The organism is Microbacterium sp. (assembly GCF_036277215.1).
Taxonomy (GTDB): Bacteria; Actinomycetota; Actinomycetes; order Actinomycetales; family Microbacteriaceae; genus Microbacterium.
In genome coordinates, this window is sequence record NZ_DASUNI010000342.1 from 1 (window position 1) to 24,276 (window position 24,276).

Below are 24,276 nucleotides of genomic sequence, written 5' to 3' on the forward strand. Positions count from 1 at the left end.
GGCGCTTGCCGTAATCACCTGGGGGAACGAGCTGAACGCCCTCACCGAGACCGGCGTCTTCGACATCGCGAGTGGAGAGCTCCTCGTTCGCGGGCTTCGTGACCTCCATTTCAGCCATGCGGTCGACGGGGATCAGCTGATCGGCGTCGCGCGGAACTACGCGCGCCGCTACGACATCCACACCCTCGAGCCGATCTCGGCACTCGCGCGAGCGATCGGGGGCAGCCAGTTGCTCTCCGTCAGCAACGACGGCCGAACTCTCCTCAACGTCGGTTTCAACAACGCGCTGACGCTGTACGACCTGACTGCGGACATTGCGCTCGCCACGCCGGTGGATGGCGATGTCTTCGGCCCGTACCTGGTAGGCGGTTATCTCACCGCCGACGGCGAGACGCTGCTCGAGGCGCTTCCCGACGGCATCCGCCTGTGGGAGCTACGCCCTGCCGTACAGGCGTTGCACGCGTGCGCGATGGCAGGGCGGGAACTGGCAGAAGAGGAGTGGGCGACCTACTTCCCTGGCGAGGAGCGCGTCGAAACATGCGCCGCGCTCACCTCCTGACCGGGACCGATTCCCGAGCACCGGCGTGAGACGAAGGTGGCCCGGCCGCCGGTCCTCGGGTTGGGAGGAAGGCGACCGGGCCGAAGCCGTTCCGGATCGGACGACTGGTCTGGGTCGGGCTCAGCGCGCGGCGGAACCCTCGACGTAGTCGCTGTCGGCCTGCTTCCACGCGAACAGCGCGCGAAGCTCCTTGCCCGTCGCCTCGATCGGGTGGTTGGCGCCCTTCTCGCGCAGCTCGAGGAACTCCGGCGCACCGGCATCCTGGTCTGCGATGAAGCGCTTCGCGAACGCGCCCGACTGGATGTCGCCGAGCACCGCCTGCATGTTCTCCTTCACGTGCGCGTCGAGCACTCGCGGGCCCGAGACGTAGTCGCCGTATTCGGCGGTGTCGGAGATCGACCAGCGCTGCTTGGCGATGCCGCCCTCCCACATCAGGTCGACGATGAGCTTGAGCTCGTGCAGCACCTCGAAGTAGGCGATCTCGGGCTGGTAGCCGGCTTCGATCAGCGTCTCGAAGCCGTACTGCACCAGCTGCGAGGTGCCGCCGCACAGCACGGCCTGCTCGCCGAACAGGTCGGTCTCGGTCTCCTCGGTGAAGGTGGTCTTGATCACGCCGGCACGGGTGCCGCCGATGGCCTTCGCGTACGACTTGGCGAGGTCCCAGGCCGTGCCCGACGCGTCTCGCTCGACGGCGATGATGTCGGGGATGCCGCGACCCGCGACGAACTCGCGACGCACGGTGTGACCCGGTGCCTTCGGTGCAACGAGGATGACATCCACACCCTCGGGGGCATCGATGTAGCCGAAGCGGATGTTGAACCCGTGCGCGAAGGCGAGCGTCTTGCCCGGGGTCAGCTTGTCCTTGATGCTGTCGTTGTAGATGCCGCGCTGATGCTGGTCGGGCGCAAGGATCATGATGACATCCGCCCACTCGGTGGCATCGGCGACGCTCTTGACCTCGAAGCCGTCCTCCTGCGCCTTCGCGGTCGACTTCGAGCCGTCCTTCAGCGCGATGGCGACCTGGACACCCGAGTCGCGGAGGTTCTGGGCGTGGGCGTGGCCCTGCGAGCCGTAGCCGACGATCGCGACCTTCTTGCCCTGGATGAGCGACAGGTCGGCGTCGGCGTCGTAGAAGATTTCGGCCATGGGGATAGTTCTCCTTGGGGTTTGGGGATACGAAGAGTAGGGGTCAGCCGCGCAGGACGCGCTCGGTGATGCTCTTGCCGCCGCGGCCGATCGCGAGGAGGCCCGACTGCGCGAGCTCCTTGATGCCGAACGGCTCGAGTGCCCGGAGGAACGCGTCCACCTTGCCCTTGTCGCCGGTCACCTCGACCACGAGCGCGTCGGCGGCATAGTCGACGATCGATGCGCGGAACAGGTTGACGACCTCGAGCACGTTCGAGCGGGTCGCGTTGTCGGCCCGCACCTTGACGAGCACGTGCTCGCGCTGAACGGATGCCGTGGGGTCGAGCTCCACGATCTTGATGACATTGATCAGCTTGTTCAGCTGCTTGGTCACCTGCTCGAGCGGGAGCTCGTCGACGTCGACCACGACCGTGATGCGCGAGAGTCCCGGCACCTCGGTGACGCCCACGGCGAGCGATTCGATGTTGAAGCCGCGCCGTGCGAACAGGCCGGCCACTCGGGTCAGCAGACCCGGTTTGTCCTCCACCAGGAGGCTCAGCACATGAGTCGACATGGGCTCACGCCTCCTCTTCGAACGCCGGCGAGTGGTCGCGGGCGTACTGCACGTAGCTGTTGCTGACGCCCTGCGGCACCATCGGCCACACCATGGCGTCGGCACTCACGACGAAGTCGATGACGACCGGCCGGTCGTTGGTCTCCAGCGCCGTCTGGATGGCGGCATCCACGTCCTCTTCCTTCTCGACGCGGATCGCGAGGCAGCCGTATGCCTCTGCGAGCTTGACGAAGTCGGGGATGCGGACGGTGCCGTGGCCGGTGTTCAGGTCGGTGTGCGAGTACCGGCCGTTGTAGAACAGGCTCTGCCACTGGCGCACCATGCCCAGCGAGGAGTTGTTGATGATCGCGACCTTGATCGGGATGTTGTTGATCGCGCAGGTCGCGAGCTCCTGGTTGGTCATCTGGAAGCAGCCGTCGCCGTCGATCGCCCACACGTGACGGTCGGGCTCGGCGACCTTGGCGCCCATCGCCGCCGGCACCGAATAGCCCATCGTTCCCGCACCGCCCGAGTTGAGCCACGCGTTGGGGCGCTCGTACTTGATGAACTGCGCGGCCCACATCTGGTGCTGCCCCACGCCCGCGGCGTACACGCCCTCGGGTCCGGTCAGCTCTCCTATGCGCGAGATCACGTACTGCGGTGACATGTGCCCGTCGGTCGGCTGCGAGTAGCCGAGCGGGAACTCGTCGCGCAGCCCGTCCAGGAACGACCACCACTCGTCGGTGTCGACCGTCCTGCCCTCTATCTGGCTGCGGAAGGCGGCGTCGAGGTCGACGAGCACGTCCTTCAGGTCGCACACGATCGGCACGTCGGCGGCGCGGATCTTGCCGATCTCGGCAGGGTCGATGTCGACGTGGACGATCTTGGCGTGCGGCGCGAAGAGCGCGGCCTTGCCCGTCACGCGGTCGTCGAACCGGGCGCCCAATGAGACGAGCAGGTCGGCCTCCTGCAGGGCGAGCACCGCGGGAACAGTGCCGTGCATGCCCGGCATGCCGAGGTGCTGGGTGTGCGAGTCGGGGAACGCGCCGCGGGCCATGAGTGTCGTGACCACCGGTGCACCGGTCGTCTCGGCGAGAGTCAGCAGCTCACGCGACGCCTGCGAGCGGATGACGCCGCCGCCGACGTACAGGACGGGCTTCTTCGCGTCCGCCAGCAGCTGCGCGGCGGCCTGGATCTGCTTGCCGTGCGCCTTCGTCACCGGACGGTAGCCCGGCAGGTCGATCCGCGGCGGCCACACGAACGGGGCTTCCGCCTGCTGCGCATCCTTGGTGATGTCCACCAACACCGGTCCGGGGCGGCCGGTGCCCGCGATGGCGAACGCCGAGGCGATCGCACTCGGGATGTCCTCGGCCTTCTTCACCAGGAACGAGTGCTTGGTGATCGGCATGGTGATGCCGACGATGTCCGCCTCCTGGAAGGCGTCCGTGCCCATCAGGTTCGAGAACACCTGGCCGGTGATGCACACGATCGGCACCGAGTCCATGTACGCGTCGGCGATCGCCGTCACGAGGTTGGTCGCGCCGGGTCCCGACGTCGCGATGGCGACGCCGATCTTGTTGGATGCCGCGGCGTACCCTTCGGCCGCATGGCCGGCGCCCTGCTCGTGGCGCACGAGGATGTGGCGCAGCTCGGAGCTGTCCATGAGCGGGTCGTAGACCGGCAGGATGGCGCCGCCGGGCAGGCCGAAGACGTCCGTGACGCCGAGCAGTTCGAGGGAGCGGACGACCGCCTGCGCGCCCGTGAGCACGGGCGCGGGCGCGGTGCGAGCGGGTGGCCGTGGAATGGCCGTGGCGGATTCGGCGGTCATGAGAATGATCCTCTGTCGAGAGATGGGAGAACGAAGGGCAGGCCTTATCCCGTGACCGCGCCCTCCGCAGCGGAGCGCACGAGTTTCGAGTACTTGGCCAGGACGCCACGGGTATAGCGCGGAGGGAGCGGCTCCCAGCCAGAGCGGCGGGAGCCCAGCTCGGCCTCGTCGACGAGTAGGTCGAGAGTGCGAGCCGCGATATCGACCCGTATCAGATCACCATCGCGCACGAAGGCGATCGGACCTGCGTCCACCGCTTCGGGAGCTATGTGGCCGATACACAGGCCGGTTGTGCCGCCTGAGAATCTGCCGTCCGTCAAGAGTAGTACATCTTTTCCGAGCCCCGCGCCCTTGATGGCAGCGGTGATCGCGAGCATCTCGCGCATGCCCGGCCCGCCCTTGGGACCCTCGTAGCGGATGACCACGACGTCCCCTGCGGCGATGTCGCCCGCTTCGAGGGCGTCCATCGCCGCGCGTTCCCGCTCGAACACCCGGGCGGGGCCTTCGAAGACGTTCGCGTCGAAGCCGGCGGACTTCACCACGGCGCCTTCGGGCGCGATCGTGCCGTGCAGGATCGTGATGCCTCCGGTGGCGTGGATCGGGTCGTCGATGGAGTGGATGACGGTACCGTCGACCGGATCGGGATTCAGGTCGGCCAGGTTCTCGGCGAGCGTCCTGCCGGTCACGGTAAGCGCGTCGCCGTGCAGCAGCCCTTCGTCGAGCATCGCCTTCATGATGACGGGGATGCCGCCATGGCGGTCGACGTCGTTCATCACGAACTGCCCGAACGGCTTCATGTCGGCGATATGCGGCGTCTTGTCGCCGATGCGGTTGAAGTCGTGGAGCGTCAGATCCACCTGCGCCTCGCGCGCGATCGCCAGCAGGTGCAGCACCACGTTCGTCGAACCGCCGAGCGCCATCGCCAGGGCGACCGCGTTCTCGAACGCCTCCTTGGTGAGGATGTCACCGGTGGTGATGCCCAGTTTCAGCAGGTTGACGACCGCCTCGCCGGAGCGGTGGGCGTAGTAGTCGCGGCGGCGGTCGGCGGCGGGCGGTGCCGCCGAGCCCGGCAGGCTGAGGCCGAGCGCCTCGGCGACCGAGGCCATCGTGTTCGCGGTGTACATGCCGCCACAGGCACCCTCACCGGGCGCGAACGCGCATTCGATGCGCTTGAGGTCGGCTTCGGTCATGCGACCGGCAAGGCACGCGCCCACGCCCTCGAATGAGTCGATGATCGTGATGTCCTTCTCGGTGCCGTCGCTCAGCTTCACCCAACCGGGAGCGATAGAACCGGCGTAGAGGAAGACGCTCGACAGGTCCAGACGGGCGCTGGCCATCAGCATCCCGGGTATGGATTTGTCGCACCCGGCCAGCAGCACCGTGCCGTCGAGTCGCTCCGCCATCACCACGGTCTCGACCGAATCGGCGATGACCTCGCGCGAGACGAGCGAGAAGTGCATGCCCTCGTGGCCCATGGAGATGCCGTCCGAGACCGAGATCGTACCGAACTGCAGCGGGTATCCGCCGCCGGAGAACACGCCCTCCTTCGCGCCCTGCGCGAGGCGGTCCAGACTCAGATTGCACGGCGTGATCTCGTTCCACGAGCTCGCGATGCCGATCTGCGGCTTGTCCCAGTCGTCATCGCCCATTCCGACGGCGCGGAGCATGCCGCGGGAGGTCGTGGCCTCGATGCCGTCGGTGACGACGCGGCTGCGGGGCTTGATATCGATGCGCTGATCCGGCGAAGACATTCTCGAAGTCTATTCCCGGCCCTCAGCCCGCATCCGCGCCAGCAGCGCCAAGGCGGCGGCCAATTCTTGGATGCTTCCCACTCGCACGGACGCAGCCGTCTGCCCATCGCCGACTCGTATGCCGAGATCGTCGGGACCGAGGCTGGCGAGAGCGTCCTCATCGGTCACGTCATCGCCTGCGAACAGTACGGCGGTCGCGCCCAGCCGCTCGCGGAGTGCCGCAATGGCCGAGTCCTTGCCCTCGTGGCGGAAGGAGTACTCGACGATGTTGTGGCCGGTGCGGCGCCGCCAGTGAGGTGCGCGCTCCTGCACGAGACGGTCTGCCGCATCGCGCGCGGTCTGCGCGTCTGCGGCGCTGGCGACGCGGGTGTGGATGCCGAACCCGAACGTCTTCGGCTCGACCCACACGCCCTGCAGGTCGCCGACCTGAGCCGTCATCTCCTCACGGAGCTCATCGCGCAGCGTCGGAGCATCCTCGTCGTCGTCGGTCTCGAGAGCCCCTTCGCCCGGCAGCCAGAATTCGGCCCCGTGCGAACCCGCCAGAAAGATCTGCGCATCGTCTGCGTGCTCGGCGATCTCGCGCAGATCATGAAGGCTGCGACCGGACACGAACGCGACCGGGGTATCGGGCAGGGCGGCGAGCGCAGCGACGGCTGCGGCGGCGGTCGGCAGAGCCCGCGCGTTCATCGGCTCGTCCTCCAGCGGCGCGAGCGTCCCGTCGAAATCGAGCGCGACCAGGAGGCGATCGGAGGCGGCGACGCGAGCGAGTGCGTCAAGGACGGCCTGGTCGTCGATCTGCGGGTGATCACGGTCGTCGGACACACTTCTCCTCGGATGGAACTTCTCCAGGGCCTCGAGGAACTCCCGCGACCAGTCCTCGACGCTGTGCTCGAGCACACGCCTGCGCGCGGCGCGCATACGCCGGCCCTGCTCGCCGGGGCTCATCTCCACCGCACGCATCATGGCTTCCTTGAGGCCTTCGATGTCGTGCGGATTGACCCGCACCGCCGTGCCGAGCTCATCGGCGGCGCCGGCGAACTCGCTGAGGAGAAGCACGCCGCGGTTGTCGACTCGCGACGCGACGTATTCCTTCGCGACGAGGTTCATGCCGTCCCGCAGAGCGGTGACGAGCATGACGTCGGCGGCGAGGAAGAGCGCGACCATCTCCTCGCGCGGATATGCCTGGTGCAGGTAGCGGATCGCCGTGTGCCCCATCGTGTCGAAGTCGCCGTTGATGCGGCCGACGGTCAGCTCGATCTCGTCGCGCAGCTGGATGTACGCGGCGACGCGCTCCCGGCTCGGACTGGCGACCTGGACGAGCGTGACGTCGTCGACGCTCAGCTTCTCTTCCGTCAGCAATTCGCCGTAAGCCTTCAGCCGGTGGCGGATGCCTTTGGTGTAGTCGAGGCGGTCGACCCCGAGGAAGATGCGCTTCGGGTTGCCGAGGCTCTCGCGAATCTGCCGAGCGCGCTCCTGCACGTCCGGGCGCCGCGCCAGCTCGATGTACGACGACGCGTCGATCGAGATCGGGAATGCCCTCGCGAGAGACATGCGCGTGGTGCCGTCGGGATTCGGCACCGCGATGCCGGACGCCTTCGTCTCGTAGCGCAGCTGCCGACGGACGGCGCGGGCGAAGTTGCCGGCATCCGCCACACGCTGGAAGCCGATGACGTCGGCGCCGAGCAGACCCTCGAGCACCTGACGCCGCCAGGGCAGCTGTGAGTACAAGCCGTACGCCGGGAACGGAATGTGGTGGAAGTAGCCGATCACGAGGTCGGGCCGCAGCTCTCGGAGCATTCGTGGCACAAGCTGCAGCTGGTAGTCCTGCACCCATACCGTCGCGCCGTCGGCGGCTGCTGCGGCGGCGGCTTCGGCGAAGCGACGGTTGACGCGGACGTAAGCGTCCCACCAGAGGCGGCTGTACCGCGGCTCGGCGATGACGTCGTGGTACAGCGGCCAGATCGTGTCGTTCGAGAAGCCCTCGTAGTACAGCTCGACGTCCTCGGCGCTCAGCGTGACCGGAACGAGCAGCGTGCTTTCGAACTCGAACGGGTCCAGCACTACATCGGGCTGCCCGGCCCAGCCGACCCACGCCCCGTCGGCCTTGTGCATGACGGGCTCGAGCGCGGTGACCAACCCGCCCGGAGAGCGCCTCCAGGCATCCGATCCGTCCGCGTCGACCGTCCGGTCCACGGGGAGCCGGTTGGCGACGACGACGAACTCAGCCTTATCCACACACGCTCCTGATCCGGGAACTCCAGGCTAACAGCGGGGCGACGGCAGCACCGCGCGCGGTAGCGTGGACGCCATGCGCAAGTACCTCTTCGGCACAGGGCTCGTCACGGCGATCATGGGCGGCATCACACTGCTGCGAGGGCTGCGCAGCGAGGAGCGGTTCACCTGGCGGATCGCCCTGGCGTGGATCAGCTGGGGCATATCGCTGGCCCTCGCGATCGGCACGATCGTCGACACGCGCCGGGCGTCCGTCGGCAAGCTGATCGACTCGGATTCACCTGTGGCCGGCAAGTCCGAGAAGCTGCTCAAGAAGCGCCTGCGCCGGACCCGCTGAGGTCGATCTCGTACTGCACGAATCCGGAGTGCCGGGCCACGCGGTCGTAGAGTCTGCGTGCCGTGTCGTTGTCGCGCTGCGTGAGCCAGTACACCTTGGAGCAACCCGCGCGTTGCGCCCATGCGCGCACGTGCTCGACCAGCGCGGCGCCGATGCCGCTCCCCCGAACGTCGGGCGACACGAACAGGTCCTCCATGTAGCAGTACGGCCCCTCCGACCAGGTGGCCGGGTGGGTCAGCCAGTGCACGAGGCCGACGGCCGCGCCGGAGTCGTCGCGCGCAAGCGCCCCATGGATCGGATATGTAGAGTCGGTCAGTCGCACGAACGTGAGCTCGGTCTGCGTCTGCGCGAGGTCCTCCTCGTAGAACTGGAGGTAGCCGCGCCACAGCGTGAGCCAGTCGTCGCGATCGTCGGCCGTGAGCGGTGCCAGCGAGGTCATGCATCGACCCTAGGCCGCAGGAATCGCGATCAGCGTGTGAGGATCAGCGCGTCGCCCTGCCCACCGCCGCCGCACAGGGCGACCGCGGCGGTTCCGCCACCGCGACGCACGAGCTCGTGCACGGCGTGCACGACGAGCCGGTTGCCGGAGGCGCCGATCGGGTGACCGATCGCGATGCCGCCGCCGTGGATGTTCACCACGTCGTCGGACAGCCCGAGCTCGGTCTGCGAGCGTGCGACGACCGCGCCGAAGGCCTCGTTGATCTCGACGACGTCCAGGTCGGATGCCGCGATCCCCTGCTTTTCGAGCGCCTTTTCGATCGCGCGCGCCGGCTGGGAGTGCAGCGAGTTGTCCGGACCGGCGACCTGGCCGGATGCTCCGACGACGGCGAGCACCGGCCAGCCGTGCTCGTCGGCGTGGGACCGCGTGGTCAGGACGACGGCCGATGCGCCGTCGGAGATCTGCGACGAGTTTCCGGCCGTGATCGACCCTCCTTCGGCGAACGCGGCCCGCAGCCTTCCCAGCGTCTCGACCGTCGTCTCCGGGCGGATGCCCTCGTCCTTCGTGACGAGGATCGGGTCGCCCTTGCGCTGCGGGATCTCCACGGGCACGATCTCGCCCTCGAAGACGCCCGCCTCGGTCGCGGCGGCGGCGCGCTGGTGGGATCGGGCGGCCACGGCATCCTGCATCTCACGGGTGACCTCGAGACGGCCGTTGTGCCGTTCGGTCGACGCGCCCATGCTCTCGTGGTCGTACGCGTCGGTGAGGCCGTCGAAGGCCATGTGGTCGAGCACCTCGACCGAACCGTACGCCCACCCGTCGCGCGAGCCCATCAGCAGGTGCGGCGAACGGGTCATCGACTCCATGCCCGCGGCGACGACGACGGTGGCGTCGCCGACGGCGATCATGCGGACGCCGTCGATGATCGCGGTCAGGCCCGACAGGCACACCTTGTTGACGGATGCCGAGGGGACGTCCCACGGGATGCCGGCTCCCACCGCGGCCTGACGCGCGGGATTCTGGCCGGAGCCGGCCGGCAGCACCTGGCCGACGAGCACCGCATCGACCGCCTCGGGTGCGATGCCGCTCTGCTCGAGCGCTCCGCGGATGGCGGCGCTGCCGAGCTGCACGGCGGTCAGCGGCGCGAGCTGGCCCTTCAGGCGGCCCTGCGGCGTGCGGGCTGCAGCGACGATGACGACGTCTTCGGTGTTCATGCGTCCACCTTAAGTGCGACGGTGGTGAGGTGGTCCGAGACCGTGAGCGGTGGTTCGGTCGCGGCGATCACCTCTTCGACGCTGACGCCCGGGGCGGTCTCGACGAGCACGAGACCGGCATCCGTCACATCGATCACGGCGAGGTCGGTGATGATGCGATCGACGACTCCCCGGCCGGTGAGCGGCAGCGAGCACTCGTTCACGATCTTCGCCGAGCCGTCCTTGGCGACGTGCTCCATCAGCACGATGAGCTTGCCTGCGCCGTGCACCAGATCCATGGCACCGCCGGGGCCCTTGACCATCTTTCCGGGGATCATCCAGTTCGCCAGATCCCCGGCTGCCGACACCTGCATGGCGCCGAGGATGGCAGCGTCGATCTTGCCGCCGCGGATCATGCCGAAGCTCGTCGCCGAGTCGAAGAAGGCCGTGCCGGGCAACGTGGTGACCGTCTCCTTGCCGGCGTTGATGAGGTCGGGGTCGACGTTCTCCTCGGTGGGATACGGACCGACGCCGAGGATTCCGTTCTCGGACTGGAGCACGACTGTCATCCCCTCGGGCACGTAGTTGGGCACGAGGGTCGGCAGGCCGATGCCGAGGTTGACGTACGAGCCGTCGGACAGCTCGGCGGCCGCGCGGGCGGCCATCTCGTTGCGGGTCAGGGCCATGGTCATGCTCCTTCGGGGATGTCGCGGCTCAGGGCCTCGGCGACCGAGACGGTACGCCGCTCGATGCGCTTCTCGATGTCGGTCCCGACCTCGAGGATGCGGTGCACGTAGATGCCCGGCAGATGGATCGAGTCGGGATCGAGCTCGCCGGGCTCGACGAGCTCCTCGACCTGGGCGATGCAGACCCGGCCCGCCATGGCGGCGAGCGGGTTGAAGTTGCGAGCCGCCTTGTTGAAGATCAGGTTGCCGTGCCGGTCGCCCTTGAGAGCGTGCACCAGCGCGAAGTCGGTGACGATCGCCTCTTCGAGGACGTACTCCCGATCGACACCGGTCACGTCGAAGGTGCGAACGTCCTTGACCGGCGAGGCTATGGCAACACCGCCCTGCCCGTCGTACCTGCGCGGGAGGCCGCCTTCGGCGACCTGCGTGCCGACGCCGGTCTGCGTGTAGAACGCGGCGATGCCCGAGCCTCCGGCGCGGAGCTTCTCTGCGAGCGTGCCCTGCGGCGTGAGCTCGAGCTCGAGCTCACCGGAGAGGAACTGCCGCTCGAACTCCTTGTTCTCGCCGACGTATGAGGACGTCATCTTGCGGATGCGGTGGGCGTTCAGCAGGATGCCGAGACCCCAGTCATCGACGCCGCAGTTGTTGCTGACGATGCTGAGATCGGTCGTTCCCTGTGCGAGCAGCGCCTCGATCAGGGCGATCGGGTTGCCGGACAGGCCGAAACCGCCGACGGCGAGTGACGCGCCGTCCGGGATGTCCGCGACGGCCTCGGTGGCGGACCGGAATGTCTTGTCGATCACGGGCGACTCCTGTGTCTGGGGATCAGTACATCCATCCTGCGCCCGGGTCGATGCGCGGGCCGCCGACCCCGTTGCCATGTGGATGCGGCGCGGCGTAGTGTCCATATGATGGACGCTTCCCGCGATCGAACGGTTCCCGGCGCGCAGTCCGTGGCGCGGGCCGCACGGCTGCTGCGTCTCGTGACATCGGGCGGCGCGGGAGGCCTCACGGTGGCCGACTTGGCGCGTCGCGCCGAGCTCACTCGCCCGACGGCGCATCGCCTGCTCGCTGCGCTGCGGAACGAGGGTCTGGTCGATCAAGACGAGAAGACCGGCCTTTGGATGCCGGGCCCCGAGTTGTACCTGATGGGCAGCGCCGCGGCATCGCGCTATGACATCACCGGGATCGCACGCGACATCGTGCGCTCGCTCGCGGTGCGCACGGAGGAGAGTGCATTCCTCTCGGTGCGCCGCGGCGACGAGACGGTGTGTCTTCTGCGGGAGGAGGGGAGCTTTCCGATCCGGTCCTTCGTCCTGTCGGAGGGGGTGCGCTTTCCGCTCGGGGTCGCCTCCGCCGGGCTCGCGATCCTGGCCTTCCTATCACCCCACGATGTGGACGCGTACTTCGAGCGGCACCCGGAGTTGGCGAGTGAATGGGGCGCTGCGCACGGTGAGAAGCGGCTGCGCGCACGGCTGCGGGAGACCCGGGCGCGCGGGTACGCGCTGAACCCGGGACTGATCGTGGAAGGGAGCTTCGGCCTGGGCGCCGCGGTCTTCACGCGCGAAGGCCACCCGCAGTGGGCGCTGAGTCTGACGGGCGTGGAATTCCGCTTCGGCCCGGACCGCCTGGCCGACCTGGGGCGCACCCTGCTCGCGCACGCACATCAGCTGACGACGCGGGTGGCGGCGACCAACCGCTGAGAGCGGCGTTTCGTCTCGCCTGCGGCTCGCTCAACGACCGAGGTTCGACGCCTGCGGCTCGCTCAACGACCGGGGTGCACCACCAGGTGCTCGCGCACCACCGCAGCGACGGCATCCGCCCCGCGCTCGGAGAGTGCGATCGTGTAGTGGTTCACGTCGGGCACCGCCGCGTGCTCCAGACCCGGGTAGGTCGCCAGCAGCTCGGGCAGCCGCTCCTGCGCATACAGCGGCGGGACCTGGTCGAGAAGCCCGCGCTCCGCGGTCAGGAACACCGTCGGATGCCGCAGCCGCGCGAGCGCGTCGACGATCGCCGTCCCGGTGTTCTGGTCGATCGAATCCTCTTCGAGCGTCGCGTAGCTGGTCGACGGACGCAGGTCGGGCACTGCCCCCACCAGGTCGTAGCGCAGGTACGCCTCCAGCGCCGGCGACCAGTCGCGCCGGAACGCGGGGTGCGCGCGCCAGAAGTCGAGGTACGCCTCGACCGACTCGAAGCGCATCGCCAGCCGCTCTGCCGTCGGCCCCAGTACGAGCTGGATGACCTGCTCTGAAGACAGGCCGTCCGGAAGGTCGAGCGGCAGGCCCCCATCGACGAGCACGAGCCGCGACACGCGCTCGGGGTACAGCTCCCCCAGGACGAGCGCGACGAACGCACCCATCGAGTGGCCGACGACGACGGTCTGCTCGACTTCGAGGGCATCGAGGACCTCGACCAGGTCCTTCGCGTGGGCATCCAAACCCGCCGGTCCGCTGATTCCATTGCTCCGACCGCGCCCGCGCAGGTCGGGTGCGATCACCCGTACGCCATCCAGGCGCTCCGCCACCAGAGGCCAGGCCAAGTGGGACGCCGTCACCCCGTGGATCAGCAGCACCGATGGCGCGGCATCCGCAGGTCTGTCGCCGTCGCTCGGCCCCGTCGACGCGTCCCACACCCCGACGCGCAGATCGCCGCCCGCGACGGGAACATCGAGAGTGCGGTAGCGGCTCACCGTGCGGTCCATCCGCCATCCATCGTGTACGAGGCGCCCGTGACCATTCCGGCCTGGTCGGACACCAGCCATCCCGCGAGCGACGCGACCTCCTCGGGCTCGATGAGACGCTTGATCGCGTTCTCGGTCAGCAGGACTTTCTCGAGCACCTCCTCCTCGGGGATCCCGTGCACCCGCGCCTGATCGGCGATCTGGTGCTCGACAAGCGGCGTCCGCACGTACGAGGGGTTGATGCAGTTGCTCGTGACGCCGTGCTCGGCCCCCTCCAGTGCGGTCACCTTCGACAGTCCCTCGAGCCCGTGCTTCGCGGTCACGTACGCGGACTTGAAGGCGCTCGCGCGCAGACCGTGCGCGCTGGAGACATTCAGGATCCGGCCCCAGCCACGCCGGTACATGCCGGGCAGGACCGCGCGGATCAGCAGGAAGGGCGATTCGACCATGAGCCGCAGCATCAGCCGGAAATTCTCCGGATCGAAGTCGGGGATGGGGCTCACCCTCTGGATGCCGACGTTGTTCACGAGGATGTCGGCGTCGAGCGAGACCGACTCCAGCTCTTCGACGGCGGCGAGATCGATGAGCCACGCGTCGCCCCCGACCTCATCCGCGATCGATTCGGTGAGGTACTGGTGGTGGTCGGCGACCACGACGTGTGCGCCGCGAGCTGCGAACTCGCGCACGCACGCGAGCCCGATGCCGCTCGCGCCGCCGGTGACGAGCGCGCGCTTGCCCGCGAGGTCCTGGTCTGTCATGCGTCCTTGCCTTCCGTTGTCCTGCCGCCCGCATCGCGCCGCGGCGCAAGAGCGTTGTCGATGAACCGCATCATGTCGTCGAAGACACCGGGATCGAGCACCGCGGGCGGCTTGCCCGTGCCGTCACGCTCCCACAGAAGGAAGCGCATGCCGATCAACTCGCCCATGCCCATCAGCGCCCACGCCGTGATCTCCGGATCGAGGGCGCGGTCGACATCGCCGGCATCCTGTGCGGCGCGAAGCCCGGCCTCATAGCCCTCCACGATGCGGGTGTAGTGCAGTCGCAGCGTCTCGGGCGACACGAACTCGGCTTCGCGCACGACGCGGTAGAGGGCCGGATGCTCGGCAGTGAAGCGGAAGAAGCCGGCGAATCCCGCTCGTTCGGCCTCGAGCCGCGACGAGGCGCCGGCCATCGCCTCCGACATCGAATGGCGCACCCGGCGGTTGAGGTCGATCACCAGAGCCTCGAAGATCGACTGCTTGCTGTCGAAGTACAGGTAGAAGGTTCCCAGGCCGATGCCGGCGCGCTCGGTGATCTTCACTATCGACGCCTCGTGGTACCCCTGCTCTGCGAAGACGGTCTCGGACGCCTCCAGCAGGCGTCGTCGGGTCGCCTCACCTCGCTTGGTGAGCGGGCGTCCGGTGGCGGGCGAGATCAGCGCGGCGTCGTCGCCGAGCAGCTCATCGGGAATGGTCATGCTGCGCACCTTCCATGAGTGCCCGAGCGCGATCCCGGAGCCGGGAGCGTGCGAGCTTCTCGATCGTCGACCGCGGGAGTGAGTCGACGAACTCGACCCGGACGGGAACCTTGAATGCGGCGAGGTTGCGCCGGGCATGGGCGAGCACCTCGTCGGCCGACAGCAGCGAGCCCGCGACCGGGACGACGAACGCGACCCCGCGCTCGCCCCACACCGGGTCGGGCACGCCGACGACGGCCGCGGCCTCGATCAGCGGATGCAGGCACAGTGCGTGCTCCACCTCGGCCGGGGCGATGTTCTCCCCGCCGGAGATGTAGATGTCCTTGAGCCGGTCGACCACGCGGAACACGCCTGACAGGTCCCGGTGCACGAGGTCGCCGGTGCGGAGCCAGTCCCTGGCCATCGCCCTGGCCGTCGCCGCGTCATCGCCGAGGTACCCCGCGAAGACGCTCGGTCCGCGCACCCACAGCTCTCCGGTCGCGGCCCCCTCGAGCGGCAGCAGTGTGTCGGGGTCGGCGACCAGGACGCCGACGTGCGGATACGGGCGTCCCACTGCGCCCGGATGCGCGGCGGCTTCGCCCGAGGGAAGGTAGAGCACATTCGGTGCCGCCTCGGTCAGGCCGTATCCCTGGGTGAGGGCGACTCCGCGCACGCCCCAAGCGGCGGGCAGCTCAGACGGCATCGTCGCTCCTCCGACCAGCGCGAGCCGCAGCGACGACACGTCGGTCGACGCCCAGGCCCGGTCAGCCGCGAGCAGCGCGTACTGGGTGGGCACCCCCATCATCGCCGTCACACGGCGCTCGTGGATCAGCTGCAGCGCCCGGGCGGGCTGGAAGGATCGCTCGAGCACGACCGTGGCCCCGACCCACCAGGCAAGCAGCGGCTGGCAGTTCCACGCCGCGACATGGAACTGCGGCAGCATCGCCAGCACGACGTCATCGGAGCTCAGCGGCAGCGCCTGCGCAAGTGCGAGGTTGTTCCAGAAGCAGTTGGCGTGGGTGAGCACCACACCCTTCGGCGCCGCCTCGCTGCCCGACGTGAAGATGATCAGCAGCGGATCGTCGTCGTGGACATGCCGTGGCGGGCGGGGTTCGCGGGCGCAGGGAACGGACGCCTCGACCCCCGTGGAACCGAGCTGCGCAACCGGCGGCATCACATCGAGTCCGCGCAGCGCCGCGCCGGCGAGCGAGGCGTACTCGTCGTCGATGAGCACGAGCGCCGGATCGGAGCGCCGCAGCATGTCGCCGAGCTCGCGCGGGGTCAGCCGCCACGAGAGCGGCACGAAAGCGATGCCCGCCAGCGCGCAGCCGAAGAACGCCACGACGTGGTCGGTCGAATTGCCCGAGATCGTGGCCGATCGGTGGCCGGGTCCGAAGCCGGCCGTGCGCAGTCGGTCGGCGAGCTCGATCGCGCGCTGCGCGAGCGTGGCGTAGTCGATCGTGACGCCCCGATCGTCGATCGCGATGCGCTGAGGAGACTGCGCGGCACGGTCGGTCAGCCAGCGTCCGACCGTGTGCGACCCGTCCTCGAGTGCGGCTTCCCAGCTCATGCGCGCACTTCCACGGGCGCTTCGGCCTCGGCATCCGCGTCGTCGATCGTTCGCAGCGAGAGTCGCGCCTTCTCGCCGCGCCGGCGGCGCCACCAGGCGTCGATCGTGCCGGCGATTCCGCCCGGCAGGAACATCACGACCAGGATGAACAGGACGCCGAGCAGGAACAGGGGCTCCGACAGCGGGATGCGCAGGAAGTCGGGAAGGCCCGCGATCGCCTCCGAGCCGGCCAGCACGGTGAGGCGCTGATCGAGCAGTGTGTACAGCACGCCTCCCACGATGGCACCCCAGCGGAAGCCGACGCCACCGAGCACGACCATGACCAGGATGGTGATGGTCAGGTCGGCCGACACCGCCCGCGGGACCGTGCCCGACTGCAGCAGCATGTAGGCGACCCCGGCGAGGCTGGCCAGCACTGCGGCGATCACGAAGACCGTGAGCTTCGCGCGGTACGGACGAAGTCCGAGCACCCGCACCCGCTGCTCGTTCTCGCGGGTGGCGCGGGCGAGATGGCCCAGGCGGGAAGTGTCGACCCACAGGACGACCAGGTAGACGATCACCAGCACGACGAGCGTGAACCAGTACAGGTTGCGGGTGTTGACGACGCCGATGAGGAAGTCGGGCACCTGCTCCGTCGCCAGCCCCAATCCCTCTTCGCCGCCCGTGATGTCGGAATTGCGTCGAACCATCACGGACCCGGCCTGCGCGAAGGCGAGCGTGACCATCGCGAACGGGATGCCGGAGACGCGCATCGCCACGGCTCCCGTCAGGAACGCGATGATCATGCCGCCGATGAGGGCTATGAAGATGCCCGGGAACAGCGGCACGCCGAAGTGCTCGAGCCCGATTCCCAAGCCGTACGCACCGGCGCCGAAGTAGAGGGCGTGGCCGAAGGAGAGCATCCCCGCCGAACCCAGCAGCAGGTTGTACGACAATGCCAGCGCGGCGAACACCATGCACAGTGACAGCAGCGCGAGCGTTCCGGGCATGTACGTGGGCGTGGGCAGGATGCCGGGCAGCGACAGGTTCAGCAGCGGGAGCACCGCCATGAGGACCACGAGCGCGATGCCCACGATCGCCGGGATCCAGCGCCGCATCATGCCTTCCTCCCCAGAATCCCGGAGGGACGCACGAGCAGCACCAGCGCCAGCAGGATGACGACGATGAAGTCGCCCGTTCCGCTGAGATACGAATTGGCGAACTGCTGCAGGACGGCGACCAGCACCGAAGCGATCGCCGCGCCGGTGAGCGATCCGAGTCCGCCGATCACGGTCACGATGAACGCGAAGATCAGGAGGGTCGAGCCGAGGTGGGCCGACACGAACGTCGTGTAGTGCATCGCGAGCACGCCCCCGATGCCCGCCGCGGCGCCGCCGATGGCGAAGACGAGGGTGAACGAGCGTCGCACGTCGATGCCGAGCGCCGTGACCATCGAGCGGTTCTCGACCCCGGCGCGGATGATCATGCCGTAGCGCGTCTTCTGCAGGAACAGCACGAGCGCCGCCAGGACGAGTGCCGCGGCGATCATCAGCACCCAGTACGTGTTCGGGATGCGTGCACCGAGCACCTCTGTCGTCTGCTTCAGCCACGGCGGGCCGGCGATGTTGATCGGGTCGGTACCCCAGATGCCTTCGAACAGCGCCACGGCTGCGAACGAAAGCCCGACCGTGACGAGCACCTGCTCGATGTGACGTTCGTACAGCGGACGGATCAGAACCAGCTCGGTGAGGGTTGCGAAGGCCGCGCCCACCAGCGCACCCACCACGATCGACAGGAGGAACGACGCCCAGGATGCGGTGCCGAGCGCCTGTGCGACCAGCCAGCCGATGAACGCACTCAGGGTGAGGAACGCACCGTGCGCGAAGTTCAGCACGTGCATGAGGCCGTAGATGAGGCTCAGCCCGGACGCGACGAGGAAGTAGAGGGCCCCTAGTCCGACGCCGGTGATGAGGGTCAGGATGAGCATGCTCATACGAGGCCCTCCTCGGTCGCAGGCGAATTGCTCTGCTCCGCGTGCACGCCGAGCAGCCGGCGGGTCAGGTCGTCGTCGTCGAGGATGCCGCGTGCCGTACCCGTGTGCACGACGCGTCCCCCACCGATCACGATGGCACCGTCTGCGAGCCGCCGCACCACCTCGAGGTTCTGTTCGACGAGCAGGATCGGGACGATCTTGGAGGCTTCCAGCAGGGCGTCGGTGACCTCGGTGACGATCCTGGGGGCGAGACCCTTGGTGGGTTCGTCGACGAGCAGCAGCCGGTTCTCGTTGAGGAGCGCGCGGGCGACCGAGACCATCTGCTGCTGGCCACCGGAGAGCGTGCCGGCCATCTGATCGCGGCGCTGCACCAGGTCGGGGAAGAGCGCGTCGACGAACTCGCGGCGTGGGTTCTTCTGACGCTCAGCGAGAGCCAGGTTCTCAGCGACCGTGAGTCGTGCGAACACCTCGCGGTCTTCGGGCACGTATCCCACTCCCCGCTGGACGATGCGATGCGTGGGGAGGCCGTCGATGCGCTCCCCCGCCAGTTCGACCTCGCCGCGACGGGTGATCAGACCCAGGATGCCGCGCAGCGTCGAGGTCTTGCCCACACCATTGCGGCCCAGCACAGCGGTGATTCCGGTCGCCGGCACCGAGAACGTGACGTCCTCGACGACCTGCTGTCCGGCGATCGAGCAGCGCAGACCGCGCACCTCGAGGATGTTCGGGCTCATGCGGCCGCTGTTCCGAGGTAGGCGCTCTGCACGAGCGGGTCGTCCATGATGTTCTGCGGCGTGTCGTAGGCGATGATGCTGCCGAAGTACATCACGGCGACCTTCTGCACCAGCCCCATCAGCACGTCGATGTGATGCTCCACCATCAGCACCGTGCAGCCGTTCTGGCGCTGCATGTCGCGGATGTTCTCGACCAGCCCCGCGACATCACCCGAGCCGACGCCGGCCATCGGCTCATCGAGGAGGACGATGCTCGCGTTGGTCACGAGCAGCACTGCGATCTCGAGCTTGCGCTTGTCGCCGTGCGAGATGTCGCCGGCCGCCGTGTCGAGCTTGTGGCTGAGACCGACGGCCTCGAGCTTCGCGAAAGCGAGCTCGGTGGCGGCATCCGTTCGTCGCGGGAAACGCAGCAGCGAGTAGTCGCCGCCCAGCGAGACCTGCGCCGCGAGCCGCACGTTCTCCAGGACGCTGAGCCTCGGAAAGAGGCTCGAGGTCTGGAAGGTGCGTCCCAGTCCCGCCCGCGCCCGAGCGGGCACGGACGCCGAGGTGATGTCGTCGCCGTTCATCAGGACACGTCCTGACGTGGGCTTCATCAGGCCGGAGATCACGTTGAACAGCGTGGTCTTGCCGGCTCCGTTGGGTCCGATGACACCGACGAGCGAGCCGGCGGCGACGTCGAGTTCGACATCCTTCAGGATCGTCGCGCCGCCGATCTGAAGGCCGAGACCTTCGATGCGGAGCGCGGACGGGACAGGAATGCTCATCAGCCGGGTGCTACTCAGCGACTTCGGCCGGCGCGACCTCGTCGGCCGAAGCGGTGTCGACGAGTTCGGGGACGAACGCCCCGCCGTCGGCGACGAGCTTGACCTGGTACATCTCCTGGATGAGTGCGTGGTCACCCTCGCGCACGGTCATCTGGCCCTTGGGTCCCTCGAATTCGAAGCCTTCGAGAGCCGCGATCATCGCGTCGACGTCTCCCTTGCCCTCCTGGATGGCGTGGACGATCATGATCGCCGCGTTGAACCCGTCCGGGCTGAACAGGTCGGGGGTGCCGTCCTCCTCCTCGATGAGCTCGATCATCGCCTCATTCGCGGCGGTGTCGTTCGCTCCCGGGAAGTAGTGGTTGAGGAAGCTGATCTTCTCGGATGCTTCGCCGTACGCCCCGAAGGTCGCTGCGTCGCCGAGGCCGGTCACGACCGGGATCTCGTCGAGGACGCCCTGCTGGCTCATCGCCTGCCACATCGCGCCGGAGGTCGCGCCGGCCCATGCGACGAAGACCAGGTCGGGGTCCCCGGCCAGCACCTGCTGCGCGAAGGGGGTGAACTCCGTCACGTCCTCGGCCACGAGGACGGAGTTCACCGTCGCACCCTGAGCGCCGAGGATCGCCTTGACGGCGGCCTCGTTGCCCTGACCGAACGCGCTGTTCTGTGCGAAGACCGTGATCGTCTTGCCCTCGATGTCGTCGAGGAATGTTCCCGCGGTCGCGACATCCTGCGCGCTCTGGCGACCGGAGCGGAACGTGTACTCGTTGACTCCGGTGATCGCGTCGGCGGCCGCCGGACCCGAGACGAACAGCACCTGGTTCTGGGCGGCCTGCTCTGCGACGGCCAGGGCAACACCCGACGACGCGCTGCCGCCGATGATGTTGACGCCCGCGCCGATGAGCTCCTTGACGGCGGTCACGGCCTTGTCGGGGTCGCCGGCGTCGTCCTTGTACTCCACGGTGATCGCTGTGCCGTCGATCTCGCCCGTGCCGTCGGTCGCGTAGTCCAACCCGGCCTTGAAGCCTTCGAGATACTGCGCGCCGTAGCCGGCGAGCGGCCCGGTCTCGCTCGTGACGATGCCGACCGTGATCTCGGCCGGTCCGCTCGGCGTCTCCGACGCATCGCCGGCGGGCGCTCCGGCCTGCGGCGCGCAGGCCGCCAGGACGAGCGCTGCCGTGGCGACCACGGAGCCCAGGAGCAACTTCTTCGTAACCCGCATGTGCGTGCCTTTCACCATTGGAAGTTCTGCAACCTGAAAACCGATTCAGGTATTGCCAATGTAGGAATCGCACACTGTCGTGTCAAGCCGAGCGGGCGCACGCCGCGCACTCGTTACCGATTCGCGATCAAGGGTCCGTGCCGCCGTCAGCCCTCGCGCGGGGTCTTGTCCTCGCCGGCCTTCGGCGCGTCGACGCTCACATCGAGCAGATCCTGTCCTCGGTCGGATGACCACACCGCTGCGAGGCCCCGGTCGCCGTGGTGCGACGCACGGACGGCGCGCTCATCCGCCCAGCCGTTGAGGCGATGGCCGGCATGCCCGCGCACGTGCTCGAATGCGACGTCGGGCAGCCCTGCGGCCCGGCGCGCGTCGCGAGCGCGCATCAGCTCGGCGAGGATGTCGGCGTTCTTGGTCGGCGCACCGGTGCTGGTCTTCCACCCGCGGCGCGCGTGCGCATCCATCCAGGTGCGGTACGAGTTGATCGCGTACATCGAATCGGCCTGGATGCACAGGTCGGCGACTTCGGCGTGGTCGCGGATTGCATACAGCACCGCGAGCAGCTCGCCGATGTTGTTGGTGCCTGCGACCAGCGATCCCGCCGCCCAGCGTCCGTCTTCGCCGACCCACGCCCACCCGGCAGGTCCGGGATTGCGCATGCACGCGCCGTCTGTCGCGACGGTGTAGCGGCTCATGGTCCCGACCTCCCACAACGGACTGGCGAAAAACTGAAGGGCCCCCGGATGGGAGCCCTTCAGCAAGACGTGCACCCCCAGGGACTTGAACCCTGAACCCACTGATTAAGAGTCAGTTGCTCTGCCGATTGAGCTAGAGGTGCATGGTTCACCGGGGCGAACCGAGGGTCAACATTACCATCACGATTGCAACACTCGGAAATCGGCCAGGTGCCGCCGGTTATCCTGGAAAACGTGACCTCCCCCTCTTCGCCGGTGTCTTTTCGCAGGCCTTTCGAAGGGGATCTCGGGCCCGAGCTGACGCTCGCTCTTCGACTCGCAGATGCCGCGGATGCGGCATCCATGGCCCGCTTCGACGCGTCCGATCTGGACGTCCAGCTCAAGGCGGACGCGTCGCACGTCACGGAAGCCGACCTCGCGACCGAGCGCGCGATCCGCACGATCCTCGAGGTCGAGCGCCCCGACGACGGCGTGTTCGGCGAGGAGTTCGGGGTGACCGGCGACACCGCCCGGCAGTGGATCATCGATCCGATCGACGGCACGGCGAACTACCTCAAGGGCATCCCCATGTGGACGACGCTCATCGCACTCTCGATCGACGGCGTGCCGCGGGTGGGGGTCGCCAGCCAGCCCGCAATCGGCCGGCGCTGGTGGGCCGCGACCGGCCTCGGCTCCTGGACCAACACGCCCGACGGCACGTCCCGGCGGCTGGCCGTGTCATCCATCGACACGATGGAGGATGCGAGCATCAGCTTCCAGAGCATCCGTCAGTGGGACGAGGTGGGGCAGCTGGATGCCCTCACCCGACTCTCCCGCGCCGTCTGGCGCGATCGCGGTTACGGTGACACGTGGCCGTACATGCTGCTCGCCGAAGGCAGGCTCGAGTTCGTCGCGGAGTTCGGCGTGAAGGAGTACGACGTAGCGGCGCTCGTTCCGATCATCACCGAAGCCGGTGGCCGCTTCACCTCGTTCAAAGGCGTCGACTCGATCGGAGACCGCTCGTCGCTTGCCACCAACGGTGTGCTGCACTCTGCGTTCCTGGACCTCCTGCACGCAGACGCACGCGCGGAGGCCGCTCGATGACACGCTTGCCGAACTTCCTCGGAGCGTCCGTCGTGCTCGCTGCGACGATGCTCGCCGCAACCGCCTGCGCGACCACCTCCGGCGGTTCGTCCGACGGAGCGACAAGCCCGACGCCTGCTCCGACCTCGCCCTCGCCGACCCCGCTCGAGACGACGAGCGACGAGCCGGCTGCCGAGCCGGCCTGCGACACCATCATTCCGGTCCAGACCGCGGAGGACTTCGCGGACGTCGGCTGGACGAGCCGTGCCGAGCCCTTCCGGGCCGGCGAGATCGAGATCCCCGAGGGAATCCAGTGCATCTGGGGCGACTTCTCCACGGCGACCGATCACGTTCAGATCTTCGGCTGGGCGCCGATCTCGGACGCCGATGCCGCCGACGCCCAGGAGCACCTGCTCGAGGTGGGCTGGCACAAGGAGAACACCCCGGACGGCGTGATCGTCACCGAGAGCTCCGAGACGACCGTCGCCACCGACGCCGAAGGCTATGGGCTGACGTACCTGTTCGGGGACGGCTGGGTGAAGTACGCCGACACGAAGCAGGGCCTCCTCCTCGTGGTGTGGCCTCCCGCCTGATCAGAGAACCGGCTCCGCGAGGCTCACAGGAAGCTGAGCTCGCCCCTCACGATCGAGTCGCCGGAGTGGTCGGGGTTGCCGTCCACAGGTTCCTGCGACACGTCGACCAGCACGTAGTCGCGCAGATCGACGTCGGCCGGGATCGAGAACGTCTGCTCGCGGCCCTCGATCAGCCCGAGGCTGACCAATGCCGAGGCGTCCGCCGTGATCAGCCACACTTCGCGGACGGTGTCGGGAGCAGCATCCGCGGACAGTCGGAGTTTGAGCTCGAGCGACCCGTCGGAGCGCTCCTCCACGATCGCCGTGCCCTCCGCGTCGGGGTGATCGGGGAAGGCGGCGAGCGTCGCCTCGGCGACCTCGGTCAGCGAGACCCGCTGGGTCAGTGCCCAGACGCCGAGCCCGATGCCGGCGAGCAGAACGAAGGATGCCGCGAGCGCCCAGATCCGCAACGCCGTGCGCCTCGGCCGAACGGCGGTCGAGGCGGCCACATTCGCCGCCTCCGGCTGAGGGGTGGAGCCCAGAGACAGCTCGGCTGCGATCCGCTCCCACACCGCCTCGGGAGGACTCTCGAGTTCGCCCACGTCGAAGCTGGCGCGGCCCGCGACGGCCGCGTGGCGTAGCGCCGCGAGCTCGTCGACGCACACCGCGCAGTCGGCGAGGTGCTCCGACTCTTCGGGCGTGGCGCCCGGCTCACCCAGCGCGAAGAGCGCCAGCCTCTCGGGATCAATGTGCGGCATGTGTCACCTCCAGTCGCGTGCGCATTCGTTCCAGACTTCGTCGGATGTGGCTCTTGACGGTCCCCAGCGGCATGTCGAGCCGCCGTGAGATCTCCTGATGTGTGAGGTCGTCGAA

Annotated in this window: 26 protein-coding genes and 1 tRNA gene; 5 read left to right on the plus strand and 22 right to left on the minus strand. The window is 68.4% G+C overall.

Features of this window, described 5'->3' with window-relative positions; all coding sequences use genetic code 11:
* On the plus strand, window positions 1-559 hold a 559-nt coding region (locus VFX99_RS16280), incomplete at its 5' end, for a hypothetical protein (RefSeq protein WP_329667336.1).
* 120 nt (window positions 560-679) lie between these two features.
* Here the strand turns inward: VFX99_RS16280 and ilvC are convergent.
* The 5 genes from ilvC to VFX99_RS16305 are packed head-to-tail and all read right to left on the minus strand — an operon-like array spanning window position 680 to window position 8,051.
* Window positions 680-1,705, minus strand: coding sequence for a ketol-acid reductoisomerase (gene ilvC, locus VFX99_RS16285; protein ID WP_329667337.1), 1,026 nt, complete (start codon window positions 1,703-1,705; stop codon window positions 680-682).
* 43 nt (window positions 1,706-1,748) lie between these two features.
* Complete coding sequence (gene ilvN / locus VFX99_RS16290) at window positions 1,749-2,258, minus strand: acetolactate synthase small subunit (protein ID WP_329667338.1); 510 nt, start codon at window positions 2,256-2,258, stop codon at window positions 1,749-1,751.
* A 4-nt stretch (window positions 2,259-2,262) separates the two neighbouring features.
* The gene (locus VFX99_RS16295) at window positions 2,263-4,065 is read right to left on the minus strand and encodes an acetolactate synthase large subunit (protein WP_329667339.1); all 1,803 of its coding nucleotides are present in this window, start codon (window positions 4,063-4,065) and stop codon (window positions 2,263-2,265) included.
* A 44-nt stretch (window positions 4,066-4,109) separates the two neighbouring features.
* Window positions 4,110-5,816 (minus strand): dihydroxy-acid dehydratase, encoded by a 1,707-nt coding sequence (gene ilvD, locus VFX99_RS16300; protein ID WP_329667340.1) that lies wholly within the window; start codon window positions 5,814-5,816, stop codon window positions 4,110-4,112.
* Window positions 5,817-5,825: 9 nt separating this feature from the next.
* Complete coding sequence (locus tag VFX99_RS16305; RefSeq protein WP_329667341.1) at window positions 5,826-8,051, minus strand: bifunctional alpha,alpha-trehalose-phosphate synthase (UDP-forming)/trehalose-phosphatase; 2,226 nt, start codon at window positions 8,049-8,051, stop codon at window positions 5,826-5,828.
* A 73-nt stretch (window positions 8,052-8,124) separates the two neighbouring features.
* On the opposite strand from VFX99_RS16305, the gene VFX99_RS16310 reads away from it, so the two are divergent.
* Window positions 8,125-8,385, plus strand: coding sequence for a hypothetical protein (locus VFX99_RS16310; protein ID WP_329667342.1), 261 nt, complete (start codon window positions 8,125-8,127; stop codon window positions 8,383-8,385).
* Here the strand turns inward: VFX99_RS16310 and VFX99_RS16315 are convergent.
* From VFX99_RS16315 to VFX99_RS16330, 4 genes are read right to left on the minus strand one after another with little or no spacing between them, the layout of a single operon-like run.
* Complete coding sequence (locus VFX99_RS16315; RefSeq protein WP_329667343.1) at window positions 8,357-8,824, minus strand: GNAT family N-acetyltransferase; 468 nt, start codon at window positions 8,822-8,824, stop codon at window positions 8,357-8,359. The genes VFX99_RS16310 and VFX99_RS16315 overlap by 29 nt on opposite strands.
* Before the next feature lie 29 nt (window positions 8,825-8,853).
* Window positions 8,854-10,038 (minus strand): acetyl-CoA C-acetyltransferase, encoded by a 1,185-nt coding sequence (locus tag VFX99_RS16320; protein ID WP_329667344.1) that lies wholly within the window; start codon window positions 10,036-10,038, stop codon window positions 8,854-8,856.
* Window positions 10,035-10,703, minus strand: a complete 669-nt coding sequence (locus tag VFX99_RS16325; protein ID WP_329667345.1) for a CoA transferase subunit B — start codon at window positions 10,701-10,703, stop codon at window positions 10,035-10,037. Before VFX99_RS16325 ends, VFX99_RS16320 begins: the two co-directional genes overlap by 4 nt.
* 2 nt (window positions 10,704-10,705) lie before the next feature.
* Window positions 10,706-11,506, minus strand: a complete 801-nt coding sequence (locus VFX99_RS16330) for a CoA transferase subunit A (RefSeq protein ID WP_329667346.1) — start codon at window positions 11,504-11,506, stop codon at window positions 10,706-10,708.
* Window positions 11,507-11,614: 108 nt separating this feature from the next.
* Here VFX99_RS16330 and VFX99_RS16335 point away from each other — a divergent pair, with 108 nt between their 5' ends.
* Window positions 11,615-12,406 carry an IclR family transcriptional regulator gene (locus VFX99_RS16335; RefSeq protein WP_329667347.1) on the plus strand — a complete coding sequence of 264 codons (792 nt, stop codon included), beginning with the start codon at window positions 11,615-11,617 and terminating at the stop codon, window positions 12,404-12,406.
* Window positions 12,407-12,468: 62 nt separating this feature from the next.
* Here VFX99_RS16335 and VFX99_RS16340 read toward each other — a convergent pair whose 3' ends face one another.
* The 11 genes from VFX99_RS16340 to VFX99_RS16390 all read right to left on the minus strand — a co-directional run bounded on the left by VFX99_RS16340 (window position 12,469) and on the right by VFX99_RS16390 (window position 21,912).
* Window positions 12,469-13,404: an alpha/beta hydrolase gene (locus tag VFX99_RS16340; RefSeq protein WP_329667348.1), complete on the minus strand. Its 936-nt coding sequence runs from the start codon at window positions 13,402-13,404 to the stop codon at window positions 12,469-12,471.
* On the minus strand, window positions 13,389-14,141 hold the full coding sequence (locus tag VFX99_RS16345; protein WP_329667349.1) for a 3-hydroxybutyrate dehydrogenase: 753 nt from the start codon (window positions 14,139-14,141) through the stop codon (window positions 13,389-13,391). Before VFX99_RS16345 ends, VFX99_RS16340 begins: the two co-directional genes overlap by 16 nt.
* A complete protein-coding gene (locus VFX99_RS16350; protein ID WP_329667350.1) occupies window positions 14,138-14,839 on the minus strand; it encodes a TetR/AcrR family transcriptional regulator in 702 nt (233 codons plus the stop codon). The genes VFX99_RS16345 and VFX99_RS16350 overlap by 4 nt, the downstream gene beginning before the upstream one ends.
* Complete coding sequence (locus tag VFX99_RS16355; RefSeq protein WP_329667351.1) at window positions 14,823-16,388, minus strand: class I adenylate-forming enzyme family protein; 1,566 nt, start codon at window positions 16,386-16,388, stop codon at window positions 14,823-14,825. Before VFX99_RS16355 ends, VFX99_RS16350 begins: the two co-directional genes overlap by 17 nt.
* Window positions 16,385-17,488, minus strand: a complete 1,104-nt coding sequence (locus tag VFX99_RS16360) for a branched-chain amino acid ABC transporter permease (RefSeq protein WP_329667352.1) — start codon at window positions 17,486-17,488, stop codon at window positions 16,385-16,387. Before VFX99_RS16360 ends, VFX99_RS16355 begins: the two co-directional genes overlap by 4 nt.
* Window positions 17,485-18,360: a branched-chain amino acid ABC transporter permease gene (locus VFX99_RS16365; protein WP_329667353.1), complete on the minus strand. Its 876-nt coding sequence runs from the start codon at window positions 18,358-18,360 to the stop codon at window positions 17,485-17,487. The genes VFX99_RS16360 and VFX99_RS16365 overlap by 4 nt, the downstream gene beginning before the upstream one ends.
* The gene (locus tag VFX99_RS16370) at window positions 18,357-19,094 is read right to left on the minus strand and encodes an ABC transporter ATP-binding protein (RefSeq protein ID WP_329667354.1); all 738 of its coding nucleotides are present in this window, start codon (window positions 19,092-19,094) and stop codon (window positions 18,357-18,359) included. Before VFX99_RS16370 ends, VFX99_RS16365 begins: the two co-directional genes overlap by 4 nt.
* Window positions 19,091-19,858: an ABC transporter ATP-binding protein gene (locus tag VFX99_RS16375; protein ID WP_329667355.1), complete on the minus strand. Its 768-nt coding sequence runs from the start codon at window positions 19,856-19,858 to the stop codon at window positions 19,091-19,093. The genes VFX99_RS16370 and VFX99_RS16375 overlap by 4 nt, the downstream gene beginning before the upstream one ends.
* A 10-nt stretch (window positions 19,859-19,868) precedes the next feature.
* Window positions 19,869-21,077, minus strand: a complete 1,209-nt coding sequence (locus tag VFX99_RS16380; protein ID WP_329667356.1) for a substrate-binding domain-containing protein — start codon at window positions 21,075-21,077, stop codon at window positions 19,869-19,871.
* Between the two features lie 146 nt (window positions 21,078-21,223).
* Window positions 21,224-21,769 carry a ribonuclease H gene (locus tag VFX99_RS16385; RefSeq protein ID WP_329667357.1) on the minus strand — a complete coding sequence of 182 codons (546 nt, stop codon included), beginning with the start codon at window positions 21,767-21,769 and terminating at the stop codon, window positions 21,224-21,226.
* Between the two features lie 70 nt (window positions 21,770-21,839).
* Window positions 21,840-21,912 (minus strand) — tRNA-Lys (locus tag VFX99_RS16390).
* Window positions 21,913-22,003: 91 nt separating this feature from the next.
* Here VFX99_RS16390 and VFX99_RS16395 point away from each other — a divergent pair.
* Both VFX99_RS16395 and VFX99_RS16400 read left to right on the plus strand, forming a co-directional pair.
* The gene (locus tag VFX99_RS16395; RefSeq protein WP_329667358.1) at window positions 22,004-22,852 is read left to right on the plus strand and encodes an inositol monophosphatase family protein; all 849 of its coding nucleotides are present in this window, start codon (window positions 22,004-22,006) and stop codon (window positions 22,850-22,852) included.
* Entirely contained in the window at window positions 22,849-23,424 is a 576-nt protein-coding gene (locus VFX99_RS16400) for a hypothetical protein (protein WP_329667359.1), read from the plus strand. The genes VFX99_RS16395 and VFX99_RS16400 overlap by 4 nt, the downstream gene beginning before the upstream one ends.
* Window positions 23,425-23,447: 23 nt before the next feature.
* On the opposite strand, the gene VFX99_RS16405 is transcribed toward VFX99_RS16400, so the two are convergent.
* Entirely contained in the window at window positions 23,448-24,161 is a 714-nt protein-coding gene (locus VFX99_RS16405) for an anti-sigma factor (RefSeq protein ID WP_329667360.1), read from the minus strand.
* The coding region (locus tag VFX99_RS16410; RefSeq protein ID WP_329667361.1) for a sigma factor-like helix-turn-helix DNA-binding protein at window positions 24,148-24,276 on the minus strand (129 nt) is incomplete at its 5' end. The genes VFX99_RS16410 and VFX99_RS16405, both read right to left, overlap by 14 nt.

Coding starts and splice junctions, on each gene's coding strand:
- ilvC (WP_329667337.1), bottom strand. CDS start 1,705: ATGGCCGAAATCTTCTACGACGCCGACGCCGACCTGTCGCTCATCCAG.
- ilvN (WP_329667338.1), bottom strand. CDS start 2,258: ATGTCGACTCATGTGCTGAGCCTCCTGGTGGAGGACAAACCGGGTCTG.
- VFX99_RS16295 (WP_329667339.1), bottom strand. CDS start 4,065: ATGACCGCCGAATCCGCCACGGCCATTCCACGGCCACCCGCTCGCACC.
- ilvD (WP_329667340.1), bottom strand. CDS start 5,816: ATGTCTTCGCCGGATCAGCGCATCGATATCAAGCCCCGCAGCCGCGTC.
- VFX99_RS16310 (WP_329667342.1), top strand. CDS start 8,125: ATGCGCAAGTACCTCTTCGGCACAGGGCTCGTCACGGCGATCATGGGC.
- VFX99_RS16315 (WP_329667343.1), bottom strand. CDS start 8,824: ATGACCTCGCTGGCACCGCTCACGGCCGACGATCGCGACGACTGGCTC.
- VFX99_RS16320 (WP_329667344.1), bottom strand. CDS start 10,038: ATGAACACCGAAGACGTCGTCATCGTCGCTGCAGCCCGCACGCCGCAG.
- VFX99_RS16325 (WP_329667345.1), bottom strand. CDS start 10,703: ATGGCCCTGACCCGCAACGAGATGGCCGCCCGCGCGGCCGCCGAGCTG.
- VFX99_RS16335 (WP_329667347.1), top strand. CDS start 11,615: ATGGACGCTTCCCGCGATCGAACGGTTCCCGGCGCGCAGTCCGTGGCG.
- VFX99_RS16340 (WP_329667348.1), bottom strand. CDS start 13,404: ATGGACCGCACGGTGAGCCGCTACCGCACTCTCGATGTTCCCGTCGCG.
- VFX99_RS16345 (WP_329667349.1), bottom strand. CDS start 14,141: ATGACAGACCAGGACCTCGCGGGCAAGCGCGCGCTCGTCACCGGCGGC.
- VFX99_RS16350 (WP_329667350.1), bottom strand. CDS start 14,839: ATGACCATTCCCGATGAGCTGCTCGGCGACGACGCCGCGCTGATCTCG.
- VFX99_RS16355 (WP_329667351.1), bottom strand. CDS start 16,388: ATGAGCTGGGAAGCCGCACTCGAGGACGGGTCGCACACGGTCGGACGC.
- VFX99_RS16360 (WP_329667352.1), bottom strand. CDS start 17,488: ATGATGCGGCGCTGGATCCCGGCGATCGTGGGCATCGCGCTCGTGGTC.
- VFX99_RS16365 (WP_329667353.1), bottom strand. CDS start 18,360: ATGAGCATGCTCATCCTGACCCTCATCACCGGCGTCGGACTAGGGGCC.
- VFX99_RS16370 (WP_329667354.1), bottom strand. CDS start 19,094: ATGAGCCCGAACATCCTCGAGGTGCGCGGTCTGCGCTGCTCGATCGCC.
- VFX99_RS16375 (WP_329667355.1), bottom strand. CDS start 19,858: ATGAGCATTCCTGTCCCGTCCGCGCTCCGCATCGAAGGTCTCGGCCTT.
- VFX99_RS16380 (WP_329667356.1), bottom strand. CDS start 21,077: ATGCGGGTTACGAAGAAGTTGCTCCTGGGCTCCGTGGTCGCCACGGCA.
- VFX99_RS16385 (WP_329667357.1), bottom strand. CDS start 21,769: ATGAGCCGCTACACCGTCGCGACAGACGGCGCGTGCATGCGCAATCCC.
- VFX99_RS16400 (WP_329667359.1), top strand. CDS start 22,849: ATGACACGCTTGCCGAACTTCCTCGGAGCGTCCGTCGTGCTCGCTGCG.
- VFX99_RS16405 (WP_329667360.1), bottom strand. CDS start 24,161: ATGCCGCACATTGATCCCGAGAGGCTGGCGCTCTTCGCGCTGGGTGAG.